The organism is Amycolatopsis sp. WAC 01376 (assembly GCF_003947415.1).
GTDB lineage: Bacteria > Actinomycetota > Actinomycetes > Mycobacteriales > Pseudonocardiaceae > Amycolatopsis.
Window position 1 is genome coordinate 82,196 of the sequence record NZ_QHKL01000008.1, and the last position, 12,368, is coordinate 94,563.

Sequence of the window (12,368 nt, forward strand, 5' to 3'; positions counted from 1 at the left end):
AGAGAGGCCTATGGTGACTCCGGGACCGGCAGGCGTCAAGCCACGAACAGGCTGAGCAGTCCCTCGACCGAACGCACGATCACCCGCGCGGCGGCGCGTTCGGCGTGCGCGGCATCGGGCCGCTCCGCCTCCTGCCGCCAGCGGACGAGCGCGCCTTCCGCGGCCGCGTGGATCTCCGCGGGATCCACGTCGGGTTCGAGACCGAGCCGCTCGGTGGGCGCGAGTCCCTGCGCGCCGAGCAGCCGGACGGCCTCCTCGGCGATCTCCCCGGACAACGCCGTGCGGCCACCGCGGATGCCGGCGATGAGCCGCAGTTCCCGGAAGTCGTGCGCGGCCGCGGCGAACCGCTCCACGCGGGCGGCCAGCCGGTCGCCGTGCGGAAGCGGTTCGGCGGCGAGCAGCCCTTCCAGCCGCACCACCGCCGTACGTGCCTTCAGCGCGTCGGCCCGCGCGACGAAGCACCCCGCGAGCGTGTCCCGCAGGTCACCGAGGCCGCTGCGATGCACGAGTTCCGCCGAAAGTTTCAGCCTGCTCTCGCAGCCGGTGCGGATCAAGGTGATCGCCAAGCGGACTCCGTAGAGGCCGAACCGCGACACCAGGTGTTTCCTCGACTCCGGCGGGACCCCCACCGGGAACGGATCGTCCACAAAGGAATCCACGGACAGCAGATACCGCTCCAGCTCCGGCCGGGAGACCGACGCCAGCGCGCGCAATACCTCGAATTCGTCGTCCCGCAGCGCACGGCCCGCATACCCCAGTTGGCCGGCGACCGCGATGACCCCCTGGAACCCCGCGCAATCCGGGTCCTCGCGCCAAGCCCGGCGTGCCAGCTGTTTCGCGGTGAGCAAGGCGTCGATCCGGCCCGCGCCGACCTCGTCGGCCCTGCCGAGCACCAGCACCGAATTCACCGCCGTCTGCCGCGCGAACGGCGAGCCGCCCACCGGCCGGGTGCCGGCGAGTTCGTCGGGTTCGAGATGACGCACCAAGCGCACCGTCGCGTCGACGTGTTCGGCGGGCGCCGGGGTGTCGAACAGATCGAGTTCACGCAAGGCCCTGGTCGGCCATTCCGCCAGCGCGGAGACCAAAGTGGACTTCCCGGTGCCCGGCGTGCCCGCGAAGCCGACCCGCAGCGGTTCTTCCAGTCGCTCCAGGCATTCCCGCAGCATCGCCACCGCATGCGGCCTGCCACGATAGTGCGCCGCGGCCTCGTTCAGGAGTTCACGGACGTCGGCGGTGTTCATGCCGCCTCCGCGGGAAAGAGTACGTCGGCGGTGTTCATGCCGCCTCCGCGGGAAAGAGTACGTCGGCGGTCACGCCGAAAGCTCCCGGCGCGGCGCGGCGCCACTGCCGAGCGCCCCCGCCTTCCGGTGCAGTGCGGCCAGCCGGTCGATCTCCTTCTTGACCCGTTGGGTGCGCCGGTCCCGTTCGGCGGAGCCCGCGATGATCAGTTCCCGTTGGCGGGTCAGCTCTTCGGCGAGTTCGTCGGACAACGCGACGAAATGGTCGCGCAGGCGCCGCTGAACCTGACGGACCTCGTCCTTGATCTCCTTGCTGAACCTGATGAACACGTCGTCGACGTGGCGCTGCGCCGCGGCCTTCGCCAGCGCCTGGCGTCGCTGCAACCGCATCCCGCCTTCGTCGCGCACACTCTTGGTCGCGAACGCGACACCGGCGCCGAGGGACACCGGGTTGATCAGCGGCAACCCGGCGAGACTGGTGACCAGGCCGAACATCAGCACGCCGCCGTAGGAGCCGCGCAAGCCGGTGAAGAGTTTCTGCCCGATCTTGAACCGCTCGATCTTGGGGGCGCCGACCTCGGGGATCGAGTCCACTCCGGACCCGGTCAGCGGCAGGTCCGGGGCCTGGCCGTAGCGCGGCCCGAAACTCGTGGCGACCGCGTGCGCGATCCACGTCGCCCGGTCGGACACCCAGTTGTAGTTCGTCTCGACGGCTTCGGCGAGGTTTTCTTCCAGCCAGGTCTGGAAATCTGGCCAGATCTGCACCGGATCGCCCTCGTCGAAGGTGCGGTCGATATGGCGCACGATCACCCTGGTCCGCTCGCGCAGATCGTATTCGGCGTCGGAGATCAGGTCGGTGATCTCGTCCGACAACAGGTTCTGCCAGCGGACGTTCTGCCGCCGCAGCTCCTCGGTGCGCCGTTGTGCCTGGTGCAGCAGGGTGACCTGATCGGTCCCGTTGTCCTGGGAGACGGCGTTGAGGCGCGTCTGCAGCGTCTCGACGAGTTCGACCGCCGCCGCCCGCACACTCACCGCGGCGGCGAGCGCGCGGGTGCGTTCGATCGGGCGCGCGGCCTGTTCCCCCACCCAGTTCAGGAGTTCCGGGAAACCGGACCGTCCGTTCAGGCCGGCGTCACCGGCCTTAGCGGCCGCCTGGCGCACCGTCGCTGACACGGGGAAGACGTCGGCGACGACACCGGTCTCGGAGAGCGCGGCGCGATTGCGGGCGGCGAGTTCCCGCCAGTCCGGGCTCACGTCGATCTTGGTCAGTGCCAACACGAGTGCGGGGCACCAGGTCCGGATATGCCTTGCCAGCGCCAGTTCGGCGGGCTGGAGTTCCTGCGTCGCGTCGGAGACGAGGATCACCGCGTGCGCGTCGGCGAGGACGTCGAGGGTGGCGGCCGTGCGCGGTGACCGGGGATCCCCTATCGCCGGGGTGTCCACCAGCACCAGTCCCGTGCCGAGCAGTTCGCGCGGCAGGCCGACTTCGACCCTGCGCAGCGAACCGGGCGGCCGTACCTCGAGTTCCTTGGCGAGGTTCCCGACCGGCACGCTTTCCCTGGCGTGCCCGATCAGCGTCGCAGCGGGGTCCGCGGCGTAACCGATCTCGGTGGGCACGGCGGGCGTGCTCGCGTCCCCGACCGCGCAGACCGGCGCGTTCAGCAGCGCGTTGAGCAGGTAACCCTTGCCCTGCTTGGGAAAACCGACCACCGCGATCCGGGTGCCCGGCGCCTGCTGATCACGTCTGCGCCGGAGGCGTTCGGCCAGGTCGGCGCGACCGTGGGCGGCACAGGCGTCCAAGGTCTCGTTGAGCACGTCGAGCCAGGCTGGGGCTGTCACGGGGATGCAGTGTTCCCTTAACCAAGCGCGGAATCAATGTGGCATGGGCCAACACGAGCGTGCGGGCCCCGCGACCTGGTGCGGTCGCGGGGCCCTGGCACAGAACTGAAAAATATTCGGATCAGCCGATGTGGATGTCGTTGTTCGAACCGATGTCGCCGGTGCCGATGTGCACGTCGTTCAGGTTGCCGATGGTGTGGCCGATGTTGTTGCCGACCTCGGAAACCGTGTCGTGGACCTCGGAGACACCCGCGTGGTTCGCGACGTTGGCGACCTCGTTGGCCACGTTGCCGGACACGTCGCCGTTGTTGTGGGCGATGTTGTTGGCGATGTCACCGTTGCCGTAGTTGTTCGCGATGTCGTGCACCTTGGTGGTGACGTCCGCGACACCCGTCTGCCCGATGACGCTGGTGAGGTCACCGACCGTCGACAGGAAGTCGGGGGTACCGCCCGCGACACCGTCGGCGCGCGGCAGGTCGCCGGCCAGGTCGCCGACGGCCGGAACCGAGTCGACGGCCGGGAGACCGGCGGTGTCCACGGCCGGGACGTCGTGGACCAGGTCGGTCGCGGTGTCGACGGCACCGGTGGCGACGTCACCGGCCTGTGCGGCGGGGGCGGCGTCGAGGCCACGCGAAAGGTCGTCGGTGAGGCCGAAGCTGCCGACGGTGTTCTGCGCGAGCGCGGTCACGCCGGCGGCGGCGTTCGACACGTCGGTCACGTCGGAGACGGCCGGGACGGCGGGCAGGCCCGGGACGTCGACCGGCAGGTCGCCCACCGCGGGGACGGCCGGGAGGCCACCCAGCTCCGGCAGCCCCGGAACGGCGGGGAGACCGGCCTCGGGCAGACCCGGAAGGCTCGGCACGCCGGGGAGGGCGTCGGCACCGGGGACGGCGACCGGCAGGCCGGCGGTCAGCGCGGTGAGCTGGTCGATCGCGCCCTGGACGCCGTCGGCGCACTCGCCGTCGGTGCCGTTGACGGCGTTGGTGACGCCGCCGAAACCGGCCAGGTTGTCGGCGGTGGCAGCGGTGGTTCCGGTGAGGTCGGTGGCGGTGTCGACCGGGACGAAGTCGAGGACCAGCGGGACGACCTCGTGCACGTCGGCGGCGTTGATGTCGCCGAGGCCGGCGTCGGCCAGCACCTGCTGCGGGTCGTTGGCGAACGCCGCACGGGCGGCGGTGTCGTTCAGCAGGTTCAGCGTGAAGTCGTGCAGGGTCTGGACGGAACCCATGAAAGGACTCTCCTGAAGGTCTAGGTCGGTGGGGCAGGCACAGCGGCCGGAGGGCACGGCTGAGCGCAGGTCACCGAAGTTAGTGAGCCGGTGCCACTGGGCACATCGGGGATCACTCCTGGTCGTCGCTCACTCAGCCAATAGGGGATCGGTATGACATCGTTAGGGCGTTAGGGGCTTAACCGAGACGCGTTCGGTTGGGTTTAATGCCAACCCTCACCCAAACGGGTCAAGCCGTTCAGGTGAGTGGCCCTATTTGGTCCTTAGGGGCTGGTCAAGCGAAGGAGGATGCTCGTTGCCCTACGTCCTCGGCATCGATATCGCCTCGACCCGCACCACCGCCGCCACCTGCGTGAACACCGGCGACGGCTGGGGCGTGCCCGAGCCGTCGTGGCTCGGCGCGCGCGGCCAGGAGGCGGCGTCCGCGGTGTTCCTCGACGACGACGGCTACCTGCTCACCGGGGACGCCGCCGTCGAAGCGGGCCGGTCCGCGCCCGCCCGGCTGCTGACCGGGTTCCACGAACGGGTCGGCGACGACGTCCCGGTGATCGTCGGCGGCGAGCGGTTCCCGGCCGAATCCCTCAGCGCGGTCCTGGTGGACGCCGCGGTGGATCAAGCGGCCGAACGCTTCGGCGAGAAGCCGCAGCACATCGTGCTCACCCACCCCGTCGGCTGGGGTTCGTTCCGCCGGGAGCTGCTGCGCCGAGCCTTGGCCGAAGCCGGCTTCCCCCGCGCCGCGCTGGTCGCCGCGCCCATCGCCGCACTCCACGCGTACCTCGCCCCGCAAGGCGACGTCACCGCCGGTGTCTGCGAATTCGGGCCCGACGGCGCGGTGGTCACGATCGCCGCGGCCGGCGTCAACGGCTGGCAGCCGGTCAAAACGGTGGAAGGCGTCGAGCCAGGCGAGGCCGTCGGCAAGGTCTTCGAACTCGCGCACGGCGCGGGGATCCCGCCGCAGGCACTGGCGGGCATCGTGCTCTGTGGCGATGCCCCACCGGTTCCCGGCCGGACACCGTGCCCCGTCTTCGCGTCGAGTGATCCGGTGCTGACGGTGGCGACCGGCGCGGCCAACATCGCCGCGCGACGTGACCTTCCTCAACCCGGCGGCCCGGCGTCGAACGCCGTCGCGACCGTCGAAACCACCCTTCTTCCCCGGGTCGACGTGCCAGGAGAGCTCACCGAGCGGCCCGAACGGCCGCCCGTGGACATCACCCCGTTCCCCTTGCCAGAACGCACCGGGGCGGCGAAACTGCTCAGCCGACGCAAGCCGCTCGTCGCCGGTGCCGCGGTCGCGGTGCTGGCCGCGACGACGCTGCTGCTCACCTTGACCACCCGAGAAGCCACCGCAGACAAGGGTCCCGAAGCCCCTCCCACCACTTCGAGCTCGTGCGCGCCGGTCACCCCCGGCGTGACTTCCTCCCCCGAAGGTCGCTGTTGAACGCACTGCTCGACAAGCCCGGCATCATCCATCCGGGTGCCCGGCGCCTGCTCGACGAGGTGACCGCCGCCCCGGATCTCCCGGTGCGGGTCACCGTCGTCGCCCCCGGCGGGCACGGGAAGACCCATCTGCTCGGCCTGCTCGGACGCCACTTCGACCACGCCGGGGTCGAGGCGGGTGACGTCGACGACGCCGACCAGCTCGGCGACGACGAGATCGCGAAGATCAAGACGCTGGCGGAGGAAACGACGGCACCCGTCGTCCTGGCCTTCCGGCCCGCCGCGCGGACCACCACCTTGCGCGCACTCGCCGATTCCTTCGGCAGGGCGGTGACCTTGGGCGCGTTCGGCGTCGACGACGTCCGGCGGCTCGTCGAGCACGCCGGCGGCGACCCGGCCACGGCCGCGGACGTCCACGCCAGGACCGGTGGTGTGCCGGGGCTGGTGGTGCGGGCGGTCACCGGCAGGCTCGCGGACTTCCGCGGTGAGCTGGAACAGCTCGACGACGACGTCCACCGGTTTCTGATCGCGGCCGAGGCCGGCGCGGGCCGGAATCTCGATCTCCTGGCGGCCCTGCTCAACCGCGATCGCGAAGGGCTGCCCGAAGTCTTCGACAGCGCCAGGGCGACCGGTCTCCTCGGCGAGGACGACGTGCTGCTGCCGATCGCCGCCGAGGCCATCCGCACCTGGGGGTCGCCCGGCCGTCGGCTGACGGTGCTGCAGCGGCTGGTGGAACTCCAGCTGCGCGACGGACTTCCGGTGCTGGACCTCGCCCGATCCCTGCTGGGAACGGGAAGTTCGGGCGCGAGCGCGGCGGCGGCCTTCGAGGCGGCCGCGCGTGAAGCGATGCCCGACGACACGAAACTCGCGGCGCGGTTCTACGAAGCCGCGTCCGAGGCCGGTGGGCGCGGCGCGGCGCTCACCGTCGGCTGGGCGCACGCCGCGGCGCTGGCCGGGGATCTCGACACCGCGCTCCGGATCATCGACGGGATGCTCGGCAGCACCTCGGACAACGATGCCCGGGCCGCGGGCGCCGAAGTGGCGGCGACCGTGCTCGCGCATCGCGGCGAACTGGCGCACAGCGCGGAGCTGTACCAATGGTCCGGCCGGGCGGGCTCGAAGGCGTTCGCCGCGATCGCGTTGCTGGGCACCGGAAAACTCGAAGCCGCCCGCGGCGTGCTGGAAACCCCCGAAGTCCCGACCCTGTTCGCCGGCGCCGCCTCACGGATGGCGCGCGCGATCACCGGTTCGGTCTCCGGCTGCGGCGCCGAAACCCTGTCGGCTCTGCTGGGCGCGGCTTCGATGCTGGAATCGGCGGGGGCGCCGGCACCGCTCCCGGACAGCCCGGCGGCCCTCGCCGCGTTGGTCGGCCTGCATTCCGGCGAACTCGCGCTGGCCGAGTCGGTGTTGAGCCGCGCGGTGAGCGGGCGGATCGGCGGCGACCTGCTCGCGAAACGGCATCGGCTGCTGCTCGGCTGGGTCGCGATGACCGCGGGCGACCTCAAAACGGCCGCCGAGTCTTTGATGCCACCGGACGGCCTCGAAGCGCGCGACGAACTCTTCGCCGCCACCCTGCAACTGGGCCTGGCGCGGCGGTCGAGCGATCTACCCGGCCTGCAACGCTCCTGGGACCGGGCGTATCAGGCTTCGATGCGTCAGCAGCCGGACCTGTATTCCTTGCTGCCGCTGGGAGAACTCGCCATCGCGGCCGCACGGGGCGGCGCGAGCGCCAAACTGGCCGGGCAACTCGAGCGAGCGCACACCGTGCTCGACGCGCTCGACAACCCTCCACTGTGGACAGTCACCTTACGCTGGCACGAACTGCACGCCGCCATCACCGTCGAGGATCACGCGTCGGCCGCGGAACATCTGGCCGCACTCAATGATTTCGCGCCCTGCGGACGCTATCCGGCCGCACTCGCCGCCGCCGCGACCGGCTGGCTCGCGGTCTTGACCGGTACCTTCGACCCCGAAGAGATCACCGCGGCCTCCTCGGAACTGCACGAACTCGGCCTCTGCTGGGACGCTTCCCGCCTGGCGGGCCAAGCGGCGATCCGGACCTCGGACCGCAAGGCGATGGTCCAGCTGCTCGAAGCGGCCCGCCAGTTCCAAGGACGCGCTCCCGAACCCGCCACCACCACCGGGTTGAGCACGTTGAGCGAACGCGAACTGGAGGTCGCCCGGCTGGTCGTCGACGGGCTGACGTACAAACAAGCCGGGAGCAAACTGTTCATCTCAGGCAAGACCGTGGAGCACCACATGGCCCGGATCCGGGGGAAACTCGGGGCCGGGGACCGGCGGGAACTGCTGGCCATGCTGCGGGAGTTGCTTGCGGAGGGCGAGGGCTGAACCGGTCGTTCCGGGGGAGCGTGGCGAGGTAGTCGTCCTCGGCGGCGTAGTTCACCATCGGGGCGAAGTACTCGTGGTCGAACCCCGGCTGCTGGGAGGTGTCCGGGCCCGCACTGGAGACCAGCCAGTCCAGCTCGGCGGTCACGGTGGTGGCGTAGTCGCCGGCCGGCCGGTAGCCCAGTCGCCCGGCGGCGGTCATGTCCAGCCGGATACCCGGTATGCGGTCCCAGTGGTGCAGGCCGAGTCCGGCAGGGGCGTCGTCGTCGAGGAGCACTTCCTCCCACCAATGGCCGAAGTGTCTCGCGATGGTCCGCGAGATGTCGAGGGCGTCGGGTGCGTCCGGGTCGGCGCAGTTGAGGACACGCCTGCCGGGGTTGTTCGCGGCGGTTTCGATCAGAGCCGCGATGTTCCCGGCCGCGCTCGGGTGGTCGACGCCGCGGCCACCGCGGGACAGAAGAAGGACCTCGCGCCGGTCCAGTACGCGTTTGACGAACACCCATTCACCGGGTTTGGCCGCCCCCTCTCCATGGACTTTGGATGGTCGCAGAACGGTGACCGGGTGCCCGCTGTCGAGCAGAACACGTTCCGCGGCGACCTTGTTGGCGCCGTAGCCGTCGCGAGTGCGGTAGTCGAGATCCTCGCGTGGGTCCATGGTCGGCTGTGACTCGCGGATCGGACCGTCGAATTCCGGCGCCGCGGCCGAGTTCACGTGGTTGCCCGCCGCGTCGACGTACACGGCCTTGCTGGAGATCATCACCGTGGACCCCACGTCGTCCAGCAGTGGCAGCAGATCACGGGCGTGCTCGGCGGTGAAGCACAGGCAGTCGACCACCAGATCCGCCCCCGCACCGAGCGCCGCCGCGAGTCCACCGGGTTCCCCGCGGTCCGCGGCGACGAACCGGCCACCCGCGATCGCGACATCCTCGGGCATGCGCGAGGCGTCTCGGCCGACAACCGTCACCTCCCACCCGGCGGCCAGCAACCGGCGTGCGGTGGCGCGACCGATCAGCCCGGTCCCGCCGAGAACGACTGCGCGCGACATCGATCAACGATAACGCCGTCCAGGCTCGCGGGCGGCCACGAATTTTCGTGCACCGCGGAGTTGGTAGACAGGACGGGTGAATGCCTTCTACCACCTGTGCTTCGTCGTTCGAGATATCGGACAGGCGACCGAGGACCTCACACGCACTCTCGGTGTGACCTGGAGGCCAGTCCGTGCGGGAACCCTCGGGGACTGGGACTACAGCATCGTGTTCTCCACTGACGGGCCACCGTTCTTCGAGGTGATCCAAGGACCCGCGGGCAGTCCGTGGGACGCGACCGGCGGTTCCCGCTTCGACCACATCGGCTACTGGTCCAAGGACGTCATGACGGACAAACAGCGCCTGGCGGATCGAGGCGCGCCGATCGAGTTCGACTCCTGCCCCTACGGTCGCTCCTTCACCTACCACCGGCTCGACAGCATCGGGGCCAGGATCGAACTGGTCGATCTCGCGGTCCAGCCGGGATTCCGCGACACCTGGGCCCAAGACACAGCGGTGATGCCGCCACTCGACTTCGACGACCCGGCCGTCGGACCGTGAGGGACTGTTCCGAGATCGAGTGGACGTCAAGGCACGCACGGCGGCAAGAGCGAAGATGCGAACCCTGACTACCGGCGATCCGCCGGGATCTCGTAGATGATCTCCAGCCCGTCCTCGTCGTCCCACTGTTCGCCGACCTTGACGAAGCCGTACTGCGATGCCAGCCGATAAGAGGCCGTATTGCCGGGGCTGATGGTGACCCGGACGGTGCGTACCTGCGGCTCCTGGGCGGCCCGCGCCAGCAACGACTCCAGTGCCGCCCGCGCGTAACCCCGCCGCCGGTGTGCCGGGTCGACGGCGTAGCCGATCTCCACCATCCCCGAGGTGTCGGGAGGCCCGTGGTAACCGGCCGTACCGACGGCCAGTAGATGTCGCCGGTCCCAGATGATGCCGGTGACCCAGGCGGCGCTGCCGGGGTCCGCCGCGACCTGCCTGCCGCGCCTCTGCCACAGCCCACGCCGGTCCGATCCGGTCAGGTAGGCCGTCAGCGGTACCGGGCTGGTCGCGGTCACTCCGGCCAGATCACCGCGAGCGAGCGAGCGAGTCGAACACGGGGCCGGTCAGATGCACGATATGGACCGCCGGCTTCGGCCTGTTCGATGCCGCTGCGTGATGATCGTCCGGCACGGAGACAAACCTGCCACGGAGCCGAGCACGGCGCACCCGATATAACACGACCGCTCATCGGCATGTCTGCGCGCTTCGCGGCACGACAGCACGACCCGGCGAATTCAGCTGGTAGCTGCTCGGACCACGCGCCTGGCGATCTCCGCGTCCAGCGGGCTCATATCCTCACTCACCGGTTCCGATGGCGGCCACCATCGAAAGTCCAGCGCTTCATCGTTGACGGTCATCCGAGGCACGACCTGGAGCCGAACCCGATATACGGCCAGGAGTTCCCGACGCTCCGGCTTCGTGAGATCGAACTCTGCCATGGCGGCGAACGACAGGTCCACGCCGTGGATGCCGGTCTCCTCACCCAGCTCCCGTACCGCGGCCTCGCGCGGGCTCTCACCCGTCTCCCGCATCCCTCCCGGAAGCTCCCACTGCCTCCGCCGGCTATCGAACATCATCAGGACGGCTTCCCCGTGGACAACGACAACCAACGACGCGGGCACCGTCACCCGCTTGACCAGACGCCCCAATTCCTCTTCCGTGACGAAACGAAACTCGATCAAGGCGTTGCCGGCACGATCACAGACCGGAAGTTCGACCATGACGCCATTCCACCGCAATACCGACAGAACGCACACGAGACGAACCGCCCTGCGGCCCGCGCTCGAACGGGTCGTCGATCAGCGAGAACGCGTGCCCACCCTCGCTCTCGAAGATGACGGCGTGAAATGTTCCGCCGCCGGGGTTACCCGCGCCGATCCCGGCCGACGGGCGGGCGACGTGCGCATCCGGTCCGAGTGGACGTTCACTCCTCACGACCGGCCTGCCACGAGGCCGATCAGCTCTCGATGGACGCGGGATCGGAGGCCGCGACAAGTCCTTGAGCGCCGGTGTGGACGGCTTCCCCGGCGAGGTTGGTCACCACGCAACCGGCCACCTGGCACAAAGCGATGCCACTGGTGAAATGGACACTGTCCTTCGGGTGCCCATCGGTGACGTAGGCGGCCCGCCGCCCGGCCGCGACCCAGGCGAGCGCTAGTGTCGTGGAACCACGCGGGGGCGAAAGCGGCCGGTGAACGCGTCGTCCATCAGCATCCGTGCCGCACGGAAGGACACTGCGTTGGGAAACGGCGGGTCGAGGTTGAGATCCACGAGATCGCCGCCCGGCCCAGGCACCAAGGGCTCGTCACGGCCGTCGCGACGGACGAACGCCTCGGCCCCGCCGGTCCAGAACACCTCTCCGGAGAACGGGTCCGCCGACACCGCCGTGGTCACGTCGTCGCCGGCACGCAAGTCGATGTCGACCGCGACCAACTGGGTCCGCACCGCGTAGTTCATCGTGCCGCACAAGGGATCGACCAGCCAGGTCCGCGATCCGGCGTCCTCGTCCGCACCGTACTCCTCACCGACGACCCCGTCGTCCGGCCGCGCCTCCCGCAGAACTCCCCGGATCACGCGCTCCGCGGCGAGATCGGCCTCGGTGGCGAAATCGCCGTCGCTCTTGTCGACCCGTTCGATCGCGCGACCGTACGATCGCCGGATCACCTCGCACGCGGCGTCCGCGGCTCGGATCGCCACCTCCGCGTCAGATTCCAAGGCGACCCGTGGCCGATTCGCACCATTCGGCATACCGGGTCTTCTGTTCCGCAACAGTCACTATCTGGTCGAGCTCCGCATCGGCCAGCGTGTCGACGAGGTCGGCCGCCGAGGTCTTGCTGCCGGTCCGCATTGCGTAGATTCGCATACCACCACCCATATCCCTGCACATCCCGCTCGGATAAGTGTCGTGGCGGGCCCCTTGAACGGCGATCGCCCAGCCCCCGGGTTCCAGCTGACGACGCAACCGGACGAGTGACTCGAACATGTCCATGGCGGTGGCCGTATACCGGTCACGGTCGAGGAACAGTTCGATCCGATAAAGCGGTCGTGGCCCGTCGTAGCCGTCAAGCCAGCCTCGCAGCCGCGCTTGTCGTCGCTCAACTCCTCGCGCCACCAGTACTTCTCGGTCTTCCAGCAGTCTCGGGTAGTCCTCGCTCACTCACCCATTCAAGCAGGCAAGCCGGGCTGTCGGTCACGGTC

11 protein-coding genes and 1 pseudogene are annotated in these 12,368 nt (G+C 69.8%); 3 read left to right on the top strand and 9 right to left on the bottom strand.

From position 1 onward, the window contains the following. Positions 1-35: 35 nt before the first annotated feature. The 3 genes from DMH03_RS33715 to DMH03_RS33725 form a co-directional block, all read right to left on the bottom strand. Positions 36-1,241: a GTPase gene (locus tag DMH03_RS33715; protein WP_125796060.1), complete on the bottom strand. Its 1,206-nt coding sequence runs from the start codon at positions 1,239-1,241 to the stop codon at positions 36-38. Positions 1,242-1,310: 69 nt separating this feature from the next. Beyond that, on the bottom strand, positions 1,311-3,077 hold the full coding sequence (locus DMH03_RS33720; RefSeq protein WP_125796061.1) for a dynamin family protein: 1,767 nt from the start codon (positions 3,075-3,077) through the stop codon (positions 1,311-1,313). A 121-nt stretch (positions 3,078-3,198) separates the two neighbouring features. Beyond that, on the bottom strand, positions 3,199-4,305 hold the full coding sequence (locus tag DMH03_RS33725; protein ID WP_125796062.1) for an IniB N-terminal domain-containing protein: 1,107 nt from the start codon (positions 4,303-4,305) through the stop codon (positions 3,199-3,201). Positions 4,306-4,600: 295 nt separating this feature from the next. On the opposite strand from DMH03_RS33725, the gene DMH03_RS33730 reads away from it, so the two are divergent. Then, on the top strand, positions 4,601-5,743 hold the full coding sequence (locus DMH03_RS33730) for a molecular chaperone DnaK (protein ID WP_125796063.1): 1,143 nt from the start codon (positions 4,601-4,603) through the stop codon (positions 5,741-5,743). After that, on the top strand, positions 5,740-8,091 hold the full coding sequence (locus DMH03_RS33735) for a LuxR C-terminal-related transcriptional regulator (protein WP_125796064.1): 2,352 nt from the start codon (positions 5,740-5,742) through the stop codon (positions 8,089-8,091). Before DMH03_RS33730 ends, DMH03_RS33735 begins: the two co-directional genes overlap by 4 nt. On the opposite strand, the gene DMH03_RS33740 is transcribed toward DMH03_RS33735, so the two are convergent. Beyond that, entirely contained in the window at positions 7,973-9,133 is a 1,161-nt protein-coding gene (locus DMH03_RS33740; RefSeq protein WP_125796065.1) for an NAD-dependent epimerase/dehydratase family protein, read from the bottom strand. The genes DMH03_RS33735 and DMH03_RS33740 overlap by 119 nt on opposite strands. A gap of 76 nt (positions 9,134-9,209) precedes the next feature. On the opposite strand from DMH03_RS33740, the gene DMH03_RS33745 reads away from it, so the two are divergent. Continuing rightward, complete coding sequence (locus tag DMH03_RS33745; protein ID WP_125796066.1) at positions 9,210-9,674, top strand: VOC family protein; 465 nt, start codon at positions 9,210-9,212, stop codon at positions 9,672-9,674. A 68-nt stretch (positions 9,675-9,742) separates the two neighbouring features. Here DMH03_RS33745 and DMH03_RS33750 read toward each other — a convergent pair whose 3' ends face one another. The 5 genes and pseudogenes from DMH03_RS33750 to DMH03_RS33770 all read right to left on the bottom strand — a co-directional run bounded on the left by DMH03_RS33750 (position 9,743) and on the right by DMH03_RS33770 (position 12,327). Then, positions 9,743-10,186, bottom strand: coding sequence for a GNAT family N-acetyltransferase (locus DMH03_RS33750; RefSeq protein ID WP_233611780.1), 444 nt, complete (start codon positions 10,184-10,186; stop codon positions 9,743-9,745). Positions 10,187-10,405: 219 nt separating this feature from the next. Then, the gene (locus tag DMH03_RS33755) at positions 10,406-10,891 is read right to left on the bottom strand and encodes an NUDIX hydrolase (protein WP_125796068.1); all 486 of its coding nucleotides are present in this window, start codon (positions 10,889-10,891) and stop codon (positions 10,406-10,408) included. Positions 10,892-11,127: 236 nt separating this feature from the next. Then, positions 11,128-11,283 (bottom strand): annotated as a pseudogene (locus DMH03_RS42705) (phosphatase); the annotation flags it as partial. A gap of 41 nt (positions 11,284-11,324) precedes the next feature. Then, a complete protein-coding gene (locus tag DMH03_RS33765; protein ID WP_233611781.1) occupies positions 11,325-11,867 on the bottom strand; it encodes an inositol monophosphatase family protein in 543 nt (180 codons plus the stop codon). Positions 11,868-11,874: 7 nt separating this feature from the next. After that, entirely contained in the window at positions 11,875-12,327 is a 453-nt protein-coding gene (locus DMH03_RS33770) for a hypothetical protein (RefSeq protein ID WP_233611782.1), read from the bottom strand. Between the last annotated feature and the right edge of the window lie 41 nt (positions 12,328-12,368).